At 64.5% G+C, this 21,090-nt stretch carries 22 protein-coding genes; 12 read left to right on the top strand and 10 right to left on the bottom strand.

From position 1 onward, the window contains the following. Positions 1–210: 210 nt before the first annotated feature. From NLM27_RS14040 to NLM27_RS14015, 6 genes are all read left to right on the top strand, one after another. Positions 211–486, top strand: coding sequence for a hypothetical protein (locus NLM27_RS14040; protein WP_254143861.1), 276 nt, complete (start codon positions 211–213; stop codon positions 484–486). Positions 487–726: 240 nt separating this feature from the next. Then, positions 727–1,947 (top strand): LL-diaminopimelate aminotransferase, encoded by a 1,221-nt coding sequence (locus NLM27_RS14035; protein ID WP_254143860.1) that lies wholly within the window; start codon positions 727–729, stop codon positions 1,945–1,947. Between the two features lie 29 nt (positions 1,948–1,976). Beyond that, positions 1,977–3,293, top strand: coding sequence for a homoserine dehydrogenase (locus NLM27_RS14030; RefSeq protein ID WP_254143859.1), 1,317 nt, complete (start codon positions 1,977–1,979; stop codon positions 3,291–3,293). Between the two features lie 156 nt (positions 3,294–3,449). After that, a complete protein-coding gene (glpX, locus tag NLM27_RS14025) occupies positions 3,450–4,451 on the top strand; it encodes a class II fructose-bisphosphatase (RefSeq protein ID WP_254143858.1) in 1,002 nt (333 codons plus the stop codon). A gap of 156 nt (positions 4,452–4,607) precedes the next feature. After that, complete coding sequence (locus tag NLM27_RS14020; RefSeq protein WP_254143857.1) at positions 4,608–5,327, top strand: haloacid dehalogenase type II; 720 nt, start codon at positions 4,608–4,610, stop codon at positions 5,325–5,327. 72 nt (positions 5,328–5,399) lie between these two features. Further along, positions 5,400–6,293 (top strand): LysR family transcriptional regulator, encoded by an 894-nt coding sequence (locus NLM27_RS14015; RefSeq protein ID WP_254143856.1) that lies wholly within the window; start codon positions 5,400–5,402, stop codon positions 6,291–6,293. 18 nt (positions 6,294–6,311) lie between these two features. On the opposite strand, the gene NLM27_RS14010 is transcribed toward NLM27_RS14015, so the two are convergent. From NLM27_RS14010 to NLM27_RS13990, 6 genes are all read right to left on the bottom strand, one after another. Then, a complete protein-coding gene (locus NLM27_RS14010; protein WP_254143855.1) occupies positions 6,312–6,521 on the bottom strand; it encodes a hypothetical protein in 210 nt (69 codons plus the stop codon). 7 nt (positions 6,522–6,528) lie between these two features. Next, positions 6,529–6,654 (bottom strand): hypothetical protein, encoded by a 126-nt coding sequence (locus NLM27_RS43580; protein ID WP_256569968.1) that lies wholly within the window; start codon positions 6,652–6,654, stop codon positions 6,529–6,531. A gap of 4 nt (positions 6,655–6,658) precedes the next feature. After that, positions 6,659–6,817, bottom strand: a complete 159-nt coding sequence (locus NLM27_RS14005; RefSeq protein WP_254143854.1) for a hypothetical protein — start codon at positions 6,815–6,817, stop codon at positions 6,659–6,661. Between the two features lie 26 nt (positions 6,818–6,843). Continuing rightward, on the bottom strand, positions 6,844–8,262 hold the full coding sequence (locus tag NLM27_RS14000) for an OFA family MFS transporter (RefSeq protein ID WP_254143853.1): 1,419 nt from the start codon (positions 8,260–8,262) through the stop codon (positions 6,844–6,846). A gap of 228 nt (positions 8,263–8,490) precedes the next feature. Next, a complete protein-coding gene (locus NLM27_RS13995) occupies positions 8,491–9,462 on the bottom strand; it encodes an MBL fold metallo-hydrolase (RefSeq protein ID WP_254143852.1) in 972 nt (323 codons plus the stop codon). 203 nt (positions 9,463–9,665) lie between these two features. Continuing rightward, positions 9,666–10,331, bottom strand: coding sequence for a GntR family transcriptional regulator (locus tag NLM27_RS13990; RefSeq protein WP_254143851.1), 666 nt, complete (start codon positions 10,329–10,331; stop codon positions 9,666–9,668). A gap of 116 nt (positions 10,332–10,447) precedes the next feature. On the opposite strand from NLM27_RS13990, the gene NLM27_RS13985 reads away from it, so the two are divergent. The 6 genes from NLM27_RS13985 to NLM27_RS13960 all read left to right on the top strand — a co-directional run bounded on the left by NLM27_RS13985 (position 10,448) and on the right by NLM27_RS13960 (position 16,768). Then, entirely contained in the window at positions 10,448–11,242 is a 795-nt protein-coding gene (locus tag NLM27_RS13985) for an enoyl-CoA hydratase/isomerase family protein (protein WP_254143850.1), read from the top strand. Positions 11,243–11,251: 9 nt separating this feature from the next. Beyond that, complete coding sequence (locus tag NLM27_RS13980) at positions 11,252–12,511, top strand: CaiB/BaiF CoA-transferase family protein (RefSeq protein WP_254143849.1); 1,260 nt, start codon at positions 11,252–11,254, stop codon at positions 12,509–12,511. Between the two features lie 50 nt (positions 12,512–12,561). After that, on the top strand, positions 12,562–13,554 hold the full coding sequence (locus tag NLM27_RS13975; protein ID WP_254143848.1) for a tripartite tricarboxylate transporter substrate binding protein: 993 nt from the start codon (positions 12,562–12,564) through the stop codon (positions 13,552–13,554). 180 nt (positions 13,555–13,734) lie between these two features. Continuing rightward, complete coding sequence (locus NLM27_RS13970) at positions 13,735–14,217, top strand: tripartite tricarboxylate transporter TctB family protein (protein ID WP_254143847.1); 483 nt, start codon at positions 13,735–13,737, stop codon at positions 14,215–14,217. A gap of 11 nt (positions 14,218–14,228) precedes the next feature. Continuing rightward, positions 14,229–15,767, top strand: a complete 1,539-nt coding sequence (locus tag NLM27_RS13965) for a tripartite tricarboxylate transporter permease (RefSeq protein ID WP_254143846.1) — start codon at positions 14,229–14,231, stop codon at positions 15,765–15,767. Then, on the top strand, positions 15,764–16,768 hold the full coding sequence (locus NLM27_RS13960) for a 4-hydroxythreonine-4-phosphate dehydrogenase PdxA (RefSeq protein WP_254143845.1): 1,005 nt from the start codon (positions 15,764–15,766) through the stop codon (positions 16,766–16,768). Before NLM27_RS13965 ends, NLM27_RS13960 begins: the two co-directional genes overlap by 4 nt. A gap of 18 nt (positions 16,769–16,786) precedes the next feature. Here NLM27_RS13960 and NLM27_RS13955 read toward each other — a convergent pair whose 3' ends face one another. The 4 genes from NLM27_RS13955 to NLM27_RS13940 all read right to left on the bottom strand — a co-directional run bounded on the left by NLM27_RS13955 (position 16,787) and on the right by NLM27_RS13940 (position 21,023). Next, complete coding sequence (locus tag NLM27_RS13955; RefSeq protein ID WP_254143844.1) at positions 16,787–17,203, bottom strand: cupin domain-containing protein; 417 nt, start codon at positions 17,201–17,203, stop codon at positions 16,787–16,789. 50 nt (positions 17,204–17,253) lie between these two features. Then, positions 17,254–17,997: an SDR family oxidoreductase gene (locus NLM27_RS13950; RefSeq protein WP_254143843.1), complete on the bottom strand. Its 744-nt coding sequence runs from the start codon at positions 17,995–17,997 to the stop codon at positions 17,254–17,256. Between the two features lie 302 nt (positions 17,998–18,299). Then, a complete protein-coding gene (locus tag NLM27_RS13945) occupies positions 18,300–19,586 on the bottom strand; it encodes an adenylate/guanylate cyclase domain-containing protein (RefSeq protein ID WP_254143842.1) in 1,287 nt (428 codons plus the stop codon). A 360-nt stretch (positions 19,587–19,946) separates the two neighbouring features. After that, the gene (locus NLM27_RS13940) at positions 19,947–21,023 is read right to left on the bottom strand and encodes a methyl-accepting chemotaxis protein (RefSeq protein WP_254143841.1); all 1,077 of its coding nucleotides are present in this window, start codon (positions 21,021–21,023) and stop codon (positions 19,947–19,949) included. Positions 21,024–21,090 lie beyond the last annotated feature (67 nt).

Raw genomic sequence — 21,090 nt, 5'->3', positions numbered from 1 at the left:
CTCGCATGTTTGGCGTTAAACACTCTCGAAGATGTGTTGCAGTGCGACAAATTTTCTTGGTTCCGTCACAATCGAGCCGCACCGCTCGGCTTGGTAGTGCCGGGCTGCTTTCTCGCTCACACCATTTGGGCAGCAATGGTTTGAGCTTGGGCATGGTCTTGGGTAAAGTTGCCCGGGGCCGTGCTTTGGGACGAGTAGGGGATTTCCCAAGTGTTTGCGTTATGGGACCTGCAAAAGACGCTGCCGATCCGCGGCGCGCTGCTGATTGCCGCGCTCGCCCTGGGCGGCTGCTCGAGCCAGCTCGCGGATCTCACGCCCGCGGATGCGCAGGCGCATCCCAAGGAGCCCGGCAGCTATCTGCCGGTGCACGACCTGCCGCCGGACCGCGATCAAGCGGTCATTCCGCCGGACCAGCGCGCCAAGATCGAGGCCGAACTCGCCGCCGCGCGCGATCGCCAAGCCGCTGCCGCCAAGGATGCAAAGTGAGCGCCAAAGTGAGCGTGAGCAAGTGAGCCGGTGCAAGGTAATCGCTGGCGCCTCCGTCTTGCCGTGCTAAAAGACCTCAGTTCAGCCGAGATTCAGGGCGAACGACTTCAGTCCTCGTCGTTGAATGTTGCTCTAAATATTTGATTTTGAGTGATTTTCGCGAAAGGATGAATGCCTTTCCGAACGGCCGTCTTGGCCTGTCGATTCTGTCCTGACCGGTTGCCCGGAGCCCAGAGAGCCATGGAAGATTTTTACCGCATCCGCCGCCTGCCGCCTTACGTGTTCGAACAGGTCAACCGGGCCAAGGCGGCCGCGCGGAATGCCGGCGCCGACATCATCGACCTCGGCATGGGCAATCCGGACCTGCCGGCCCCGCCGCACGTCCTTGATAAGCTCAAGGAGACGCTCGGCAAGCCACGCACCGACCGCTACTCGGCCTCCCGCGGCATCCCGGGGCTGCGCAGGGCCCAGGCCGCCTATTATGACCGCCGCTTCGGTGTGAAGCTCAACCCCGACACCCAGGTCGTGGCGACGCTGGGCTCGAAGGAGGGCTTTGCCAATGTGGCGCAGGCCATCACCGCGCCGGGCGACGTCATCTTCTGTCCGAACCCGAGCTACCCGATTCACGCCTTCGGCTTTTTGATGGCCGGCGGCGTGATCCGCTCGGTGCCCTCTGAGCCGACGCCGCAGTTCTTCGAGGCGGTGGAGCGGGCGATCGTCCATTCGATCCCCAAGCCGCTGGCGCTCGTCGTCTGCTACCCCTCGAACCCGACGGCCTATGTCGCGAGCCTCGACTTCTACAAGGACCTCGTCGCATTCGCGAAGAAGCACGAGATCCTGATCCTGTCCGATCTCGCTTATGCCGAGGTCTATTTCGACGAGAGCAACCCGCCGCCCTCGGTGCTCCAGGTGCCGGGCGCGATGGACGTCACCGTCGAGTTCACCTCGATGTCGAAGACCTATTCGATGGCCGGCTGGCGCATGGGCTTTGCGGTCGGCAATGAGCGCGTGATCGCGGCGCTCGCCCGCGTCAAATCCTATCTCGACTACGGCGCCTTCACGCCGGTCCAGGTCGCAGCGACCGCCGCATTGAACGGCCCGGACGATTGCATCAAGGAGATGCGCGACACCTATCGCAAGCGTCGCGATGCGCTGGTGGAATCATTCGGCCGGGCCGGCTGGGAGATTCCGCCGCCGGAGGCCTCGATGTTCGCCTGGGTGCCGCTGCCTGAGGCCTTCCGCAGCGTCGGCAGCATGCAGTTCGCGACCCTGATGGTGGAGAAGTCCGGCGTGGCGGTCTCGCCCGGCGTCGGTTTCGGCGAACATGGCGAAGGATATGTCCGCATCGCCATGGTGGAAAACGAGCAACGGATCAGGCAGGCCGCGCGCGGCGTGCGCCGCTTCCTTGAAAGCGGCATCGAAACGTTGCACAACGTCGTTCCGCTCGCCAACCGGCGCTAATTCTCTTCGACAGGTTTTCGAAAAGCATCATGGTCGCACCCCTGAAAGTGGGCATAGCGGGGCTCGGCACCGTGGGTGCCGAAGTCGTCCGTTTGATCGAAACGCAGGCGCGCGTGCTCGCGGGCCGCAGCGGCCGGGGCATCCGCGTCGTCGCGGTCACGGCGCGCTCTAAGGCGAAGAAGCGCGGCGTCGACCTGCGCGGCGTCGACTGGGCGAAGGATCCGATGGCGCTTGCCACGCATCCCGAGGTCGATTGCTTCGTCGAGCTGATGGGCGGCGCCGGCGATCCCGCGCTGTCGGCGGTGGAAGCCGCGCTCGACGCCGGCAAGTCGGTCGTCACCGCCAACAAGGCGCTGCTCGCCAAGCATGGCCTCAAGCTCGCCAAGGCGGCCGAAAAGCACGGCGGTGCGCTGAATTTCGAGGCAGCGGTCGGCGCCGCGATCCCTGTCATCAAGACGTTACGCGAAGGTCTTGCCGGAACCGGGGTCAACCGCGTCTACGGCATCCTCAACGGCACCTGCAACTACATCCTGACCCGGATGGAGCAGGAGGGGCTGTCTTTCGCCGAATGCCTGAAGGACGCGCAGCGGCTCGGCTATGCCGAAGCCAACCCGTCCTTCGACGTCGACGGCCATGACACCGCGCAAAAACTCGCCATTCTCGCCAGCCTCGCTTTCGGCACGAAAGTTGCTCAAAGCGCGGTGTATGTCGAAGGCATCTCATCCATCGCGCCGGAAGACCTTCGCGCGGCGGCCGATCTCGGTTATCGCGTCAAGCTGCTCGGCGTCGCGGTCCGCACCGCCACGGGCATCGAGCAGCGCGTGCATCCCACCATGGTGCCAAAATCTTCCTCGATCGCGCAGGTGATGGGGGTCACCAATGCGGTCACGATCGACGGCGAGGGGATTCCGCCGATCACGCTGGTCGGGCCCGGCGCCGGGGGAGCGGCGACCGCATCGGCCGTCGTCGCTGATATCGCCGATGTCGCGCGCGGCATCCGCGCCAACCCGTTCGGCCGGCCGACTTCGCATCTGCGCGACACCAAGAAGGCGCCGATGGAACGTCATGAGGGCGGCTATTACATCCGCCTGCTCGCGCGCGATTTCCCTGGCACTGCGGCCGCGATCGCGACGCGGCTTGCAGAACAGAAGATCTCGATCGAGTCGATCGTGCAGCGTCATCCCAATGGCGGCGCTGCGCCCAGCAACGGCAAGGCGGTCCCCGTGCCCGTCATCCTGATCACCTATGCGACGCATGAGGACGCCGTGCGCCGCGCGCTCGCTGCCGTGCAGCGCGACAAGGTGATCAGCGGACGGCCGCAGGTGATCCGGATCGAGAAGAACTAGAGTATGCTCCGGACCCGGAGGGCCGTGCTTGCGCAAAATGACGCGGCCTTCCGGAAAGAGGATGCTCAAACAATGAGGCGGTTCGAACGAACCGTGGGCGTTGCGAGTTGATGCGGACGGAGATGTCCGTCCAGAACCGTTTGAAGGAGTAAGCCGATGTCGACCCATATTTCAGTCCCCCCGCACGCTTTGCTCGAGCGCATCCTCACGCTGGAGATCGTGCGGGTGACGGAGCGGGCGGCAGTGTCGTCGGCGCGGTTGCGCGGCCACGGCAATGAGAAGGCCGCCGACCAGGCGGCCGTCGACGCCATGCGGCGCGAGCTCAACAAGCTGCCGATCCAGGGCACCGTCGTGATCGGCGAGGGCGAGCGCGACGAGGCGCCGATGCTCTATATCGGCGAGCAGGTCGGCCTCAAGGCGGGCCCCGAAGTCGATATCGCGGTCGATCCGCTCGAAGGCACCACGCTGTGCGCCAAGAACATGCCGGGCTCGATCGCCACGATGGCGATGGCCGACGGCGGCACGCTGCTGCACGCGCCCGACGTCTACATGCAGAAGCTCGCGATCGGCCCCGGCTACGACAAGGGCGTCGTCGATCTCGACGCCTCGCCGGCGGACAACGTCCGCCGCCTTGCCAAGGCCAAGGGCGTCAAGCCTGATGGCATCACGGTCCTCGTGCTCGACCGTCCGCGCCATGCCGACATCATCGCGAGCGTGCGGTCGACCGGCGCCGCTGTCCGCCTCATCACCGATGGCGACGTCGCCGGCGTGATCCATTGCGCCGATCCCGACAACACCGGCGTCGACATGTATCTCGGCACCGGCGGTGCGCCGGAAGGCGTGCTCGCGGCCGTGGCGCTGCGCTGCATCGGCGGCCAGATGCAGTGCCGCCTGATCCTGGATTCGGACGAGAAGCGCGAGCGTGCCGCCAAGATGGGCGTCAACGATCCCAAGATGATCTACGGCATCGAGGACATGGCGCGCGGCGACTGCCTGTTCGCGGCCACCGGCGTCACCACGGGCTCGCTGCTCTCGGGCGTCAAATTCCGCAAGGACGGCGTGATCGAAACTGAGACGGTGGTGATGCGCTCCGTCACCGGCACCGTGCGCTACATCAAGGCCGAGCACCGCGAGCTGGCGAAGTTCCATTTGGACTGAGGCCTTCTGGTCATTCCGGGGCGACCGGACCGCGCAAAGCGCGCGGCCCGGAGAACCCGGAATCCATCGGGCGGCAGAGTCCAGTGTGAAATGGATTCCGGGGCTCGCGCTCTGCGCGTCCCGGAATGACAATAAGAACAATCACAGGAAGCGCATATGTCCGACCTTTCCGCCGTCAAAGCCCTCGTCTTCGACGTGTTCGGGACGGTCGTGGACTGGCGCACCAGCCTGATCACCGACTTCATGTGGTGGGGCAAGCAGCGCGGCATCGGCGCAGACTGGACCGCTTTGGTCGACGGCTGGCGCGGCATGTACATGGCCTCGATGGACGACGTGCGCAAACATGCCGAGCGCGGCTATGTCATGCTCGACGATCTGCACCGCCGCTCGCTGGAAAAGCTGGTCGATCAATTCTCGATCAAGGGCCTCACCGAGGCCGATCTCGATTACCTCACCAAGGGCTGGCACCGCCTGCATCCCTGGCCCGACAGCGTCGCGGGCCTGACCCGGTTGAAAACCAAATTCGTGATCTCGCCGCTGTCGAACGGCAACGTCGCGCTGCTCACCAACATGGCGAAGTTCGCTCGCCTGCCGTGGGACCTCATCATGTCGGCCGAGCTGTTCGAGCACTACAAGCCCGATCCCGAGACCTATCTCGGCGCCGCGCGCCTGCTCTGCCTCAAGCCGGAGGAGGTGATGATGGTCGCCGCCCACAACGGCGATCTCGCGGCCGCGCAGAAGAACGGATTGAAGACGGCATTTGTCCCGCGGCCGACGGAGTACGGTCCGCTCCAGAAGATCGATTTCGAGGCGACCGGCAATTGGGATGTCGTTGCCAGGGATTTCGGCGGCATCGCCGACAAGCTTGGCTGCTAGGCAACAATTCCTGGGTTTGACATCCCTGAAGTGAGCGCCTTTCATATCGATAATTTCGATGTGGGGGTGTCCGTGGATACCGAGCTTGCGCGTACATTCCTGACGGTGGTTGCCACCGGCAATTTCATCACCGCCGCCGAGCGGCTTCATGTCAGCCAATCCACTGTCTCGACGCGGATCCACTCGCTCGAAGAGCTGCTCGGCTGCACGCTGTTCGTGCGCAACAAGGCCGGCGCAACGCTCACGGCGGCCGGGCGGCAGTTCCAGCGTCACGCCTCGACGCTTGTTCGCACCGTCGAGCAGGCCCGGCACGATGTCGGCGTCCCCAAGGGCTTTAGCGGCGCGCTCGTGGTCGGCGGCCGCATCGGCCTGTGGGAGGAGTTTCTGCTGCTCTGGGTGCCGCGCATGCAGCAGGCCAATCCGCAGATCTCCATCCGCGCCGAGAGCGCGCTCGAACCTGAATTGATGCAGGGGCTGGTCGAGGGCCGCATCGACATCGGCGTGATGTACACCCCGCAGAGCCGCCCCGGCCTCAAGGTCGAGTTGCTGATCGAGGAGCAGCTCGTGCTGGTCTCGACCGATCCGAGAGGCGATCCGGAGCCGCAGGATGGCTATGTCTATGTCGACTGGGGGCCCGAATTCTACGCCCGCCACAGCGCCGTCTTTCCCAATTTCGCGGGGCCCGCGCTATCAGCCAATATCGGCTGGCTCGGGCTTCAGCACGTTCTGGCCAACGGCGGCTCGGGCTATTTCGCGCGCCGCATCGTCGAGCCGCTGCTGAGGGCGCGGCGCCTGCACCTCGTGGCCGGCGCGCCGAAGTTTTCGATGCCTGCTTATGTGGTCTATTCGCTCGACCAGCCCGACGATCACGTCCACGGCGCAATCTCGATCATGCGCGAGCTCGCCGCCGAGCAGAGCCGGCGCGTAACGGAAGCGCCGGCGCGTAGCGCGCGCACGCGACGCTGACGGTTCGTTGGTCCGAATCTATCCGCGCCTGTGCAGGCGGGTCTCGGCGAGCGCCGTCACCGCGCCGAGCGCAAGCGTCGCGACAACGATGTCCGCAGTTGCGTCGAAGCCAAAGGCGAGAACCGCAGCGGCGATCACTGCGGTCAGCATGGTGACGGTGAAGCCCTCGTCGGTGATCAACTGCCGCGCACCGCTAAGAGGCGTTGCGCGCTTGTTCGTGGGACGCATTTGCCGCCTACTGAAACAGCTTCATGGCGTTGAGCAGGGTCTGGATGACGCCCGCGAGCAGGGGGATGCCCGCAAAGCTCCAGGCCAGCGCCAATTGCAGCGGCGTGGTCTTCGCCGTCCGAACGTTCTGCATGATGTCACGCCCCCGCGGGATTGTTGCTCGCCGCCGCTGCGGCCGCGATCTCGCCGGCGCGATGCTCCGGTCTCATCGCCGCCATCGTCTGGGACACCCGGTAGGCGGCCCAGCTCAGGAGCAATTGGGAGAATGACGCGTCGCTTCGTGATGTCGTTGTCATGATCGCCTCCTTTGGTGCGGCGTGCGTCAGGCACGCGCCGGCTCGAGACCTGCGTTGTCCTCGTCTTTCATGTGATGACGCTTGTCGACGGCACGGACGCAGAGATTGGCGAGGAAGCCGACCACGAGCAGTCCGGCCATGATGTACATGGTGGTGTTGTAGGCCTGCGCCTTCGGCACGCCATGCGTGACGTTGTACTCGCGGATGTAGTTGATCAGCACCGGCCCGGCGATGCCCGCCATCGACCAGGCCGTGAGCAGGATGCCGTGGATGGCGCCGACATAACGCGTGCCGAACATGTCGCGCAGATAGGCCGGCACGGTGGAGAAGCCGCCGCCATACATGCTGACGATGATCAGGAAGCACAGCACGAAGAGCACGACATTGCCGCTCGCGCCGGCATACGGCACGGTCACGTAGAGGGCGATTCCGAGCACCATGTAGGCGAAATAGGTGTTCTTGCGGCCAATGAAGTCGGACATCGAGGCCCAGCTGAAACGTCCGCCCATGTTGAACAGGCTCATCAGGCCGACCAGACCCGCCGCCGCGACCGCGGTGATGTGGCCGGGAAACATCTCCTGGCTCATGGCCGAGGCCTGGCCGAGCACGCCAATGCCGGCGGTGGTGTTGCAGAACAGCACGATCCAGATCAGCCAGAACTGCGGCGTCTTGATCGCCTGATAGACGAACACGTCGTTCTTGGTCATCAGCTTGCTGGCGGCCGCAGGCGGCACATAACCCTCCGGCTTCCAGCCCGGCGCGGGCACGCGCACGATGGCGGAGCCGACCATCATGAAGACGAAGTAGACGCAGCCGAGCGTGACGAAGGCGCCGAGCACACCGACGTCATTCGTGCTGGCGAACTTGCTCATCAGCCAGACGGAGAAGGGGGAGGCGATCAGCGCGCCGCCGCCAAAGCCCATGATCGCCATGCCGGTCGCCATCCCCGGCCGGTCGGGAAACCATTTCATCAGCGTCGAAACCGGCGAGATGTAACCGATTCCGAGCGCGCAGCCGCCAATCACGCCGTAGCCGAGATAGATGATCCAGAGATTGTGGAGATGGACGCCGAGGGCCGAGATCAGGAATGCGCTCGCCCAGGCGACGCCGGCGGTGAACATCGCCTTGCGCGGGCCGCCTTCCTCGACCCAGCGTCCGAACACGGCGGCCGACAGTCCGAGGAACACCATCGCGATGGAGAAAATCCAACCGAGCTCGGTCAGCTTCCAGTCGCCGGGTGCCGATTGAGCGACGCCGATCAGCTTGGTCATCGGCAAATTGAAGACGCTGAAGGCGTAGGCCTGGCCGATGCACAGGTGCACGCAAAGCGCCGCGGGCGGCACCATCCATCGGCTGTAGCCCGGCCTTGCGATCGTGTGCTCGCGATCGAGAAAGGGCAGCAGCGAACGTGCAGGCGTTCCCGATGCGTCGAGCGTCGTCGTCATTCCCATCCTCCTCGTGCCTCGCCATTTGTGGTGGCGCCCGTTTCGGGCAGCCGGCGATAGCGCGCTGCTCAGGCTACGCAGGAGAATGGTTTTGACAAACGAATAATATTGGCTCTTACAATCGAATATGTAGATAATACGAAAAACCGATATGCGGCGCGCGGCGGCAAGCAAAAGGTCCGGGAAGCGTGGGCTGCCCGGACCTGCTCTGACGAACGACCTGGTGACCTACAACGTCATCTGCATCGGTTCGGCATAATAGCGGAAACCGTCACCGGCCTTGGCGACGTGGCCATAGCCCGGCCAGGCGAAGTGATAGGACATCACCGGGGTCTTGTTCGCCGCAAGCATCGTGAGCAATTTTACGCGCGATTCAGCCGCTTGCGTGGGATCCGTGTCGTAGGAGAACTCCATCCGTGGCCGCTCCAGCAACAGCACCGAATGGTGCGAGAGGTCGCCGAGGAAGGCGAACGATTTCCCCGCCGACGTGACCATGAAGATGGTGTGGCCGACGGTATGGCCCGGCGCCGCAATTGCCTGCACGCCGGGCAGGAATTCCTGGCCGTCCTTGAAGAACACGATGCGGTCGCGGACCGGCAGCAGGTTCTTGCGGGCGTGGACGACGAAGTCCTTGGCGGGGCTGCCGAGCTTGCCTTCGTCGGTCCAGAAGTCGAAATCGGTCTGGGAGATGTAGATCTGCGCGTTCGGAAACAGCGGCTTGCCGCCCTCGTCCACGATGCCGCCGATATGATCGATATGGGCATGCGAGCAGACCACCGCATCGATGTCTCCCGGCTTGATGCCGGCCTCGGTCATGCTCTTTTGTTGCCGGCCGGTGCTGGCGCCGAACATTTTCGAGCTGCCCATGCCGGTGTCGAACAGGATGAGCTTGTCGCCGGTGTTCACGATCGGCGAGTTCTGCTCGAGCACGACGTTGTCAGGCGACAGGAAATTGTCGGCGAGCATCTTCTTGACATCTTCCTTGGGAACGCCGGTGAAAGTCCCGGAGGGATCGCCGAGCGGCAGCGGCCCGTCGGATACAACCGTCACCTCGGCATCGCCGAGAATGAAGCGGTGCCAGTAGGGCGTCTGTGTGCCGAGCTTGGGAGCGCGCGCCATTGCGCTGCTGCCGAGCATGGCACTGGCGCCAAGACCTGCCCCGAGCGCGAGCAGGGACCGACGAGAGACATCGACTGTCATGCGTTTCCTCCGCTTTTGTCTTTTGTTTTGCGCAATTATTTGCGCGTTGGGGCCGGCCCGGTCGGCACGCGGCCGCAGGTCGGCGAAAGCCATGCTGCGCTGGTTACGACAAGCTAGCAAGTGGAATTGGTCTGCGGGTGTATGCGGAGCAGGGACGTGGCGTGCCAGCACGTTTCGCAACCCTGGCAATGCGGAATTGCGCGTTACGCAATTCTCAGCGTGACGTCAGTGCCTTCCGTATCCGCAAAACCCGCCTGCAAGACTTCTTCGCGTTTGTGGCGCAGATGCGCACGCAGGATGTGGGAGAGGCCGGCACCGTCGCGGCGCTGGAGCGCATTCAGGATCGCTTCGTGCTCCCTGACGGCGAGCGCCCAGCGTTGCGGCGTCATCGGCGTGACATAGCGCGCGCGCCGGATGCGTGCGGTCACGGATGTGTACAACCCCGCGAGCACGGGGTTTCCGGCAGCGTTGACGATGGCTTCGTGAATGGCGCGGTTGCCGCGATAGTACTGGATCAGATCACCCGCGCGATATTGCTGCACCATGTCCGCATGCGCGTTGGCGATCGCGTCGATCTCGGCGTCGGTGATGCGCTCGCAGGCGAGCTCGCCGGCGAGGGCTTCGAGGCCCTGGCAGACCTCGAACAGGTCGCGCATGTCCTTGTCGGTCAGCTTCGCCGCGCGCGAGCCGCGATGCGGCAGCAGCTGCACGAGGCCTTCCGCGGCCAGCACCTTGAGCGCCTCGCGCAGTGGGGTCCGCGAGATATCGAGCCGCTCACACAGCTCGCGCTCGGGAATCCGCGCGCCCGGCGGGATGTCGCCGTCCAGCAGGATGGTGCGGATGCGTCCGACGACTTCTTCATGAAGCATAGGTCTAAGTCTCAATTTGCATTCAAAAATGAGCTAACAGCTGCAAAATAGCAAGTTCCAGCTTGTAAATCCTAAATTTTGCATTCAAAAAGCAAAAAACAGAAAGGCATGAGGAAATGGATCTGCAAGTGGACGCAGAAGACCTTGTCTTCGAGCGCCAGGACGGAATAGGGCGGATCACCTTCAACCGCCCGCAGGCCCGCAACGCCTTCACTTTCGCCATGTATGAGCGGCTCGCCACGATCTGCGAGGAGGCCAACCGCGACCCTGCCATCAAGGTGCTGGTGCTGCGCGGGGCCGGCGATAAGGCCTTTGCGTCCGGCACCGACATCAACCAGTTCCGCGAATTCAAGTCGCCGCAGGACGCCATTGACTACGAAAACCGGATCGATCGCGTGCTGACCACGCTGGAGCAGTGCCGGGTGCCGACGATCGCGGCGATCAACGGATTCTGTACCGGAGGCGGCGCGGGTATTGCTGCGGCCTGCGACCTCCGCATCGGCACCAAGAGCACCAGAATTGGATTCCCGATCGCCCGCACGCTCGGCAATTGCCTGTCGATGTCCAATGTCAGCCGTCTCACGGCGCTCGTAGGCGCTGCGCGGGTCAAGGATCTCATTTTCACGGCGCGCCTGGTCGACGCCACGGAGGCCGCAAGCGTCGGGCTGCTCGGCGAGGTCGTCGACGATATCCCAGCTCTCGATCGGCGCGCCGACGAGGTGGCCCGCCTCGTCTCCAGCCATGCGCCGCTGACGCTGAATGCGACCAAGCAGGCGGTGGCTCGTCTGCAAAGACGGCTGACGCGGGACGAGGGCGAAGACCTCATCCTGATGTGCTACACGAGCCAGGATTTTCGCGAAGGGCTCGATGCTTTCCTCAACAAGCGCGCGCCGCAATGGCGCGGCCAATAGGACGGGCCGATGCAAAGCGATCGATCGCAATCCACCTCTCGCCGTTCGGGACCGCTCGCCGGCCTCAAGGTCATCGATCTCACCCATGTCATGGCGGGACCGACCTGCACGCTGATGCTCGCCGACATGGGCGCCGACGTCATCAAGATCGAGAAATGGCCGAACGGCGACGACACCCGCCATTCGGTGCCGCCGAAGATCGGCGACGAGGCGGCCTCCTTCCTGATGATGAACCGCAACAAGCGCGGCATCGTGCTGGATCTGAAGACCGACGGCGGCAAAGGAGTGCTGCGGCGGCTGATCGCGAGCGCCGACGTGCTGGTCGAGAATTTCGCGCCGGGGGCCATGGAGCGTCTCGGCTTCGGCTACGAGGCGCTGCACGCCGAATTCCCGACGCTGATCTACTGCTCGCTGTCCGGCTTCGGTCGCACCGGCCCCTACAAGCATCGCCGGGGTTTCGATCTGGTCGCGCAGGCCATGAGCGGCATCATGAGCTTTACCGGCGAACGTCCCGACGGTCCGCCCGTCAAATGCGGTCCGCCGTTGTCCGACATCACCGCCGGCCTGCTCGCGAGCATGGGCATCCTCGCCGCCTATACGCATCGTCTCAAGACCGGCGAAGGGCAGTGGGTCGAGACTTCCCTTTATGAAGCCGCCCTGGTGCAGACCTATTGGCAATCGACCATCGCGCTGGCTGCGGGCACCGCACCGCGCGCGATGGGGTCGGCGCATCCGCTCAACGCGCCATACCAGGCCTTTGAGGCCTCGGACGGCTGGCTCGTGGTCGGCGGCGCCAACAAGAAGCACTGGCTCCTGATGCTGGAGGCGCTCGGCGCCAGCGAGCTCGCCGCCGATCCGCGTTTCGTCACCGGGGCCGACCGCATGTTGCATCTGAAGGAGCTCGAAGCGGTCCTGAGCGAGCGCTTCCGCACCAGATCGCGCGCTCATTGGCTTGCGGCGCTGGACGAGAAGGGCGTGCCGTGCGGCCCCGTGCACGACATGCTGGAAGCCCTCAGCGATCCGCAGACGCTGGCGCGCGAGATGGTGGTGGAGGTCGAGCACTCCACGCTCGGTCCCGTCAAGACGATCGGTCTTCCCGTCAAGTTTTCGGAGACCCCAGGCAAAGTGCGATCAGGCGCGCCGGTCTATGGTGAGCACACAGGCGAGGTTCTGGCCGAGCACGGGTTCGACCAGAAGCAGATCGAGGCGCTCGAAAAGGAGGGCGCCATCGTGCTGGCATCGGGAAGACGCGAGGAACGCGTCGCCTGACCGGACGTCGATACGACAAGAACAAACGATAAAATCAGCTGGAGGAAATCATGGGTCGGACGTCAACACTTCTGCTTTCCGCAGCCGCGACCATGCTCGCCGGCACGGTTCCAGCGCTCAGCGCCTGGCAACCGCAAAAGCCGATCGAGTTCGTGGCCACGGCCGGACCCGGCGGCGGCACCGACAATCTTGCCCGCGCGGTGCAGAACATCATTACCAAGCACAAGCTGACGGAGCAGCCGATCGTCGTCGTCAACAAGGGCGGCGGCAGCGGCGCCGAAGGCTATGTCTACGGCAGGGCTTCCGCCGGCGATCCCTACAAGGTGATCTTCGGCACCTCGAATGCGTGGCAGCAGCCGCTCGTCTCCAAGGTTGCCTTCAACTACACGGATCTCACCCCGATCGCGGCGATGGCGCAGGACGAGTTTCTGCTCTGGGTCAAGCAAGACTCTCCCATCAAGTCGGCGGGCGACTATCTCAAGGCGGCCGCATCGGGGGAATTCAAGATGGGCGGCGCGCAGTCGAAAGACACCGACGAGGTCTTGACCCGCATGATCGAGAAGGCGGGTCACATCAAGCTGACCTATATCCCCTTCAAGAGCGGCGCCGAGACTGCCGTGCAGCTCGCCGGCGGACACCTCGATTCCCACGTCAACAATCCCAGCGAAAGCCTTGGACAATGGCGCGGCGGCACGCAACGCCCGCTCTGTGTTTTCAGCCCCAAGCGGCTGCCGCAGGGGCCGAAGGTCACCGCGACCGAAGGCTGGAGCGATGTTCCGACCTGTGTCGAGCAGGGCCTCGACATCAAGCAATATGAGCAGCCGCGCACCGTGTGGCTGCCCGGCAAGGTCACGCCGGACCAGGCCGCGTTCTACGTGGATCTCATGAAGAAGGTGCAGGCGACGCCAGAATGGAAGGACTACATCGAGAAGACCTCCCAGGTCGACACCTTCCTGACCGGTGCCGAGTTCGACAAGTTCATCAAGGAGGACCTCGATCACGTCAAGCAGGTCGCAGGCGAGCAGGGCTGGCTCGTGAAGTGAGGCTTGGCGGTGACAGCATGGATAGTGGGTCCTGCCGCATCGCGGCCATCGTGCCACATACACAGCCGTCGTCCCGGCCCCGTGCGCACTGCGCACTAGGCCGGGACGACACTTGATGACGCGGAAAACGCGTGCGCCATTCACGATCTCCCGCTGCACGCCGCCCGACTGGAGCCGCCCATGATCTCGCGCCGCGCGCTTGAACTTGCGACTGCCGTCCTCACCGGCGGATTTGGTGTCGCTGTGGTGGTCCAGAGTTTGGACAACGGCATCGGCTGGTCGAGCGCGGGCGTGGACGCCGGCACTTTTCCCTTCCTGACCGGACTCATCATCGTGCTTGGAAGCCTCTACAATCTCGTGCGGGGCGTGCTGCCGGCCGCGGCACTGGCAAATGTCCCCATCGCCATCACGTCCATCGAGCTGCGCCGGCTGGCCGGTCTGTTCGTGCCGGCTGCGATCTTCGTGGCCGCGATTCCGCTGGCCGGGATGTACGTCGCGTCGGCGTTTTATGTCTTCGCAGTGCTGGCGATCCCCCGGCACCAATCCGTGCCGCGTGCGCTCGCCATGGCGGGCGCGACGGCGCTCGCGCTCTACGTGGTGTTCGAGCGCCTGTTCCAGGTCAGCCTGCCGCACGGCGCGCTCGCCGCCGCGTTCGGCTTCTGACGGAGAGGCCGATGGATAATCTCGCAGAGCTCCTGCACGGCTTCACCATCGCGGTCACCGTGCCGCATCTGCTCCTCATGGTGGTCGGTGTGCTGCTCGGCATTCTCGTCGGCGTGTTGCCGGGGCTCGGCGCGCCGAACGGGGTGTCACTGCTCCTGCCGCTGACGTTCGGCATGCAGCCGGTCTCGGCGATCATCCTGCTCTCCAGCATGTATTGGGGTGCGCTGTTCGGCGGCTCCGTGACCTCGATCCTGTTCAACATTCCCGGTGAGCCGTCGTCGGTCGCGACCACCTTCGACGGCTATCCCATGGCGCGCGACGGCCGGCCAACGACGGCGCTCGCGACGGCCTTCGGTTCGGCGGCGTTCGGCGCGCTGATCGGCGTCATCCTGATCACTTTCCTTGCGTCCTGGGTGGCGCAGGTCGCGCTCGCCTTCGGGCCGGCCGAGTATTTTGCCGTCTATTTCCTGGCCTTTGCCAGCTTCGTCGGCATGGGCGGCGCGGCACCGATCAAGACCGTCGTCGCGCTTGCCATCGGCTTCGCGATCGCTGCCATCGGCATCGACACGGTGTCCGGCAGTGTCCGCCTTACCATGGGCGTCGATGAACTCGTCAAGGGCGTGAATTTCGTCGTCGCCGTGATGGGGCTGTTCGGCATCGGCGAGCTCCTGGTTGCCGTCGAAGAGGAGTTTCACGCGCGCGCGGTCTCCTCGAAGATCGACTGGGCCGAAGTGTTCCGCGCGGTCGGCCGCCTGCCGCGGCATGGCGTCGCCTTGCTGCGCAGCGCCGCGATCGGATGCTGGATGGGGATCACGCCGGGCGGTCCGACCGCGGCCTCCTTCATGAGCTACGGCATCGCGCGCCGCTTCTCGCGCCGCGGCCGATATTTCGGCACGGGCGAGGTCGAAGGCATCATCTCGCCGGAGACAGCCGACCACGCCGCCGGCACCAGCGCGCTCTTGCCGATGCTCTCGCTTGGCATTCCCGGCTCGGCGACCGCGGCGGTCATGATGGGCGGGCTGATGATCTGGGGTCTCAATCCCGGGCCGATGCTGTTCGTCGACAGTAAGGATTTTGTCTGGGGTCTGATCGCCTCGATGTATGTCGGCAATATCGTCGCGGTCGCGCTGGTGCTGCTCACCGTTCCGGTCTTCGCGGCCCTGATGCGGATTCCCTTCGTGGTGATCGCGCCGCTGATCGTGATCATCTGCGTCGTCGGCGCCTATTCGGTGTCGAACTCCTATCTCGACGTAGTCATGATGCTCGGCTTCGGCATCGTCGGTTATCTCTTCAAGAAACTGTTCTATCCGTTGGCGCCGCTCGTGCTCGCGATCGTCATCGGCGACAAGGCCGAGGACGCGTTCCGCCAGTCGATGCTGATCTCCAAGGGATCGCTCGGGATCTTCTTTGCCAACAAGCTCGTGACATGCCTGATCGTCGCCGGCATCGCACTGCTGCTGCTTCCGCTCGTGTTGCAGCTCGCGCGGCTCTGGCGCAAACCCGCATCCGCCGTGGCCGACACGACAGCCCAGGAGAAAGTGATCATATGACCGCAAAGCCGCTCATTGCGTTGGCAATGGGAGATCCCGCCGGCATCAGCCCGGAGCTGACGGCGAAGCTCGTGGTGCAGGACGACATCCGCGCCCGCAGCCGGCTCGTCGTCATCGGTGGCCGCCGCGTCTTCGACGAAGGCGCACGCATTGCCGGCATCAGGCCGGAGCTGACGACGGTCGAGCAGGGATCTGACTTTCGCGCAGCGGAGGGCGAGACGCTGTTCGTCGATCTCGGCCTCCTCGATCCCGCCGAGGTCGAGCGGGGAACCGCGAGCCTTGCCGGCGGCAGGTTTGCGCTCGCCAACTATCGCCATGCGCTCGAATTCGGCCGCGACGGCCGCGTCGATGCCGTCTGCTTCACGCCCTTCAACAAGCAGGCGATGCGGCTGGCGCGCGCGGATTACGACGACGAGATCGCGTTTTCAGCCGAGATTGTCGGCCTCAAGACCGCGGCGAGCGAGTTCAATGTGCTGGATCGGCTCTGGAACGCACGTGTCACCTCTCACATCCCGCTCAAGGATGTCGCCGGGCGATTGTCCGGCGAGCGCATCCATCGCGCGCTGAAGCTGACCGATACCTGCATGCGCAATGCCGGCTTCGCGCGGCCGCGCATCGCCGTCGCAGGTCTCAATCCGCACGCCGGCGACGGCGGCAATTTCGGCCGTGAGGAGATCGACATCATTGCGCCCGTGGTCTCAGCAGCGCAGCGCGAGGATATCGACGCGGAGGGGCCGTTTCCCGCGGATACCGTGTTCCTGCGCGCCAAGGGCGGCGCCTTCGATGCGGTGCTGACGATGTATCACGACCAGGGGCAGATCGCGATGAAGCTGATGGGCTTCGATCGCGGCGTGACGTTGCTTGGCGGCTTTCCATTCCCGATCTGCACGCCCGCGCACGGCACCGCCTATGACATCGCAGGGCAAGGCATCGCGTCGATCGGCGCCAGCCGCGCCGCGATGCTGCTCGCCGCGGAGATGGCGGCGCGGCGCGGGGCGTGATGGCACGCCGATCCCGCCTCACTTCGTGATAGGCGTCACCAGCTCCTTGTCTGCTGTATCCACGACGAAGACAGCCAGCAGTTTCGCAGGTTCGGTATCGCTGGCATTCGCGCTTATGGCGTGGCGGTCGCCGGGCTTTTCGAAAAAGTTCTCTCCTTTGCGATAGACCTTGGCGGGCTCGTCATTGACCTGGCTGCGGATCGCTCCTTCCAGGATGGTTGCATAGATGAATGCGGAGCGCGGATGCATGTGGGCCGGTGATGATCCTCCGGGACCATATTCGACCAGCACCCCCTTCATGCTCTTGCCCGGGACATTTGGCAGCGTCTGGTCGAACACCACAGTCACTTTCGCCAATGGTGCTGCCGTCTCGGCGGCATGGGCGGTCAGGAAAGACGCGGTATAAACCGCCGTCGCGATCAGCAATCTGCGCATGGGATTCCCTTCATTGCCGTTTCTGTCGTGATTGCAGGACTGGCCGAGCCTCAGAGCCTCGCGAGCCAGGTTGTGAGCGGCGTTTTCCCGAGCCGCGCCTCGCCGAGCGGGTTCAGCGATGTGTCGTCAATGGGGGCACCGTAGTAGGGCGCTTTCGGGTCTCCCACCACAGGCCGGACGTCGCCGGACGCCTTCAGGCGACGTGCGATGAATTCGTTGAAGGGCGCCTTCTCGGGGCCCGCGATATCGATGGTGCCGTTGAGCGGCTGGCCCGTTGCGACCTCTGCGAGGCGATCGGCGACGTCGTCGGCCGCGATCGGCTGAAATTGCGCCGTGGGAACGACGATCTTGCCGCCGGTCAGGCCCGTTTCGGCAATGGCGCCGAGGAATTCGAAGAACTGCGTGGCGCGCACGATCGAGTAGGGGACCGAGGAGGACTTGATGATGGTTTCCTGCGCCAGCTTGGCACGAAAATAGGCGTTGTCGGGCGAACGCTCGGTGCCGACGATGGAGAGCGCCACGTGATGTTTCACGGCTGCGGCGGCCTCCGCCGCGACGAGATTCTTGCTCGATCGCTGGAAGAAATCGAGCACGGCGGCGGGCTCCCAGGACGGCGCGTTGGCGACGTCGACGACGACATCAGCGCCGGCCAGCACGGCGGCGAGGCCTTCCCCGGTCACGGCGTTCACGCCTGATTTCGGCGAGGCTGCCGCGGGCTCGTGGCCTTGCTGCTTGAGCTTCGCCACGAGCTTGGATCCGATCAATCCGGTCCCACCGATCACGACAATCTTCATGGCAATGTCTCCTCAGCATTCGACGAACGCGAGATGCCCCAACGAATGGGGCAGGCTCTTCCGTCGATGACGTCGATCAACGTGATGCAGAGCCATCTTACCCGAGCAATAGGGCGAGCTCTTGCCTGGAATGGGCCTGCCTTGTCGAAAAATGCTCCAGAGCGTTCGTGGCGGTACAAATTGGTCAGGGATCGTGCCGTGCCCGGAGGCGCGCCCCCGCTCGCCGCGGGAAAATCCACCTAGCCCGAAGAGCCCGGGCACGCCGCCGGCAGGTCGAGCATCAGCGGGCGCGAGCTCATCGATCAGGAGCCAATCCGCGAACCGCCGATCCGATGATATTCGGCAAGAAACTGATCATTCGGCAAATGGCCGTCGCGATCGCGCGAATATTCCGTCTTCAAGCCGTTGAGGAAGAACATTTCATGCGCGCGCTCGTGCTTGGCTTCGATCGGGCCGCGCGGCTCGAGTTCGAACAAGCCGTGGACATGCCCGGCCACGGTTTCCGACACGTTGATCCGTCCCGCAACTCCGAGCGCTTCCATGAACCATGCGGTGTTGACCGCATCGCCCCAGATGTCGAAGGTCATCCTGCGCAGACCGACGACGCCCGAAATGACGGGACCGGTGTGGATGCCGATGCGCAGTTGCAGAGCATGTTCGCCAACCGCTTCGTATTGCGCCTTCAGGCGATCGAGACGGGCGCGCATCTCCAGCGCCGCAAGGCAAACGTCGATGGAGTGCCGCCGATCGGGCGCGAGCACGCCGGCAACCGCCATGTAGGCATCGCCTATGGTCTTGACCTTCTCCAGACCATAGCGCGCGCCGATTTCGTCCAGGGCGGAGAAATATTCATCGAGTAGATTGATGAGGCGGGCTGGTTCGGTTCGTTCGGCCAGCAGTGTGAAACCCTGGATGTCCGCGAACAGGATCGTTGCCGATCGGATGTATCTGGGCTGCACTCTGCCGCTACGCTTGAGCTCGTCGGCGATCGGCGCCGGCAAGACGTTGTGCAGCAGGTCCTCGGCGCGGGCGCGCTCGGCAGCGGCCTCAAGTCGCGCCTGCTCGAGTTCCCGGATGGTCTGGCCGTACTCGAGCACCTTGCGGCGGAGCTCCAGCTGGGCCAGCACCTGATGCGACAGCATTCGCAGCGCTTCCGTCTGCTCGAAGGACAGCTGCCGCGGCTCGAAGTCCATCACACAGAGCGTTCCGAGCGCATAGCCTTCATCGGTAATCAGCGGCATGCCGCAATAGAACCGGCAGGATGGCCGGAGCGCGACCATCGGACTGTTCCGAAAGCGCGGATCCTGTTTCAGATCGGGAACGACGAGCAGATCGGCGCCGCAAATCGTCGTCGTGCAAACGGCGCTCTCGCGCGGCGCGTCGGTGACGTCGGCCGGCAGACCGTATCTCGCCTTGAGCCAGCGCCGGTCGTCATCGATGAAGCTGATATAGGAGACGGGGCAGCCGCAGAGTTGCGCCGCAAGCTCGGTGATTTCGTCGTAAGCAGCTTCCGGCGCGCTGTCGACGATGTCGAGCGCGTGCAGGGCGGCGAGCCGTTCTGTTTCATTTGTGGGCGCCGGTGAGGGCATGTTGGTCTCCGCGGAGGAGATCCCGAAACGGCCGCCCGCTGCGCGAAAACCAGGCGGTGCGACCACCCCGTTCATTTGGGAAGTGCTGGAGGAGCGACAAGTACCGTTCCAGCAGGGGACACGGCCGGTTCCACGGCGGCGGGGCTGGAACATGATGTGGTGCCGAACCGATCAAGACGACATGATAGCCCGCACCTTGTGGCCGGTGCTCGGTCGCTGTTGTTCTGCCCAGCGCGTCAAACACTTATGCAGCGCGAGTGTGCATCACGCCGACAACCCCGGGGCTACTGTGCATGGGGTTGTTTTCGCATTTTTGGGTTGGAAGCGGGGACCGGTCGTTCGGTCCCAACCAGTTCGCTCTCACGCGCCACAGACGATCACGCCGTACCAGCCGAGCCCACGATAGGTCTCATAGCCCGGCGTGGCATGGAAGGCGACCAGCGCGCCCGTGCGGTCGTGGTAGAAGCCGGAACGCTGACCGTTCAGCGAGATCGAGATGCGCTCGCTGAGGATACCCTGGCCGTCGGAGGCGGCGATCACGCGAAAATTCGAATCGACCAGCAGCACACGCGCCTTGTCGACGTCGCCGACGCGCACGCCCTGGACGATGGCGCGGGCCTGCGGCTCCCAGTCGAAATGGATGGCGAGCACGCCGATCGGCGTACCGTTGGCCTGGCCGCCGGCGCGGACACTGGCGCAGTAGGTCGCGACCTGCGCATTGCCGAGCAGCGGCTGGTTCTCGACGTCGCCGGCGACGTAGTCGTCGCCGGAGCGCAGCGATCGCGCCTCGCGAAACCATTTGGTGTGGGCGACGTTCTGGCCGACGACACGAAAACGATCCGCGCGGCCGTTGGCGATGACGTTGCCGTCGAGGTCGCAGAGCCAGAGGTCGAGATAGACGGTGTAGGCTCCCAGGATCACGCCGAGGCGCTGCGAGGCATAGGTGACCGCAGCGGGAGCAGGCGAGGCTGCGCAATCGACCACCGCGGAGTCAGTGGCCCACCAGCGCACGTCGCAGGTGCGCTCATAGAGGTTGCGGTCGATCAGCTCGACGGCATTGAGCGACAAATCGACCATGCGCTCGCCGCGCGAGCGCTGGCTCATGCGGTCGATCGAGGCGACGAGATCGCCGGTCCGTTTCGTCAGCTGTGTCTCGAGCTCGCGGGCGATGGTCTCGACCTGCTGGCCGACGCCGCGCACCTCCTGCGCCACCACCGCGAAGCCCGCGCCTTGCGCGCCGGCGCGCGAGCTCTCGATCAGCGCGTTCAACGCCAGCATCTTCATCTGGTTGGTGATCTGCTGGATCGCCTTGGTCTTATCGACCGCGATCTGGTTGACCTCCGCCGTGAGGCGGTTGATCAGCGCGGAGATGTCGGAATCATCGTCGGCGGGTTCGGTGGCGATCGGCTTGGCTTTCAGACCCAGCGCAGCAGACATCGGGGATTTTCCCTTGGCAATGAGGTCTGATCTGCAACGAACCCGGAACAACAAATTACAGATCGAA

The sequence above is a fragment of the Bradyrhizobium sp. CCGB12 genome, assembly GCF_024199845.1.
Lineage (GTDB): Bacteria > Pseudomonadota > Alphaproteobacteria > Rhizobiales > Xanthobacteraceae > Bradyrhizobium.
This window is presented reverse-complemented; position numbering and strand designations above follow the sequence as displayed.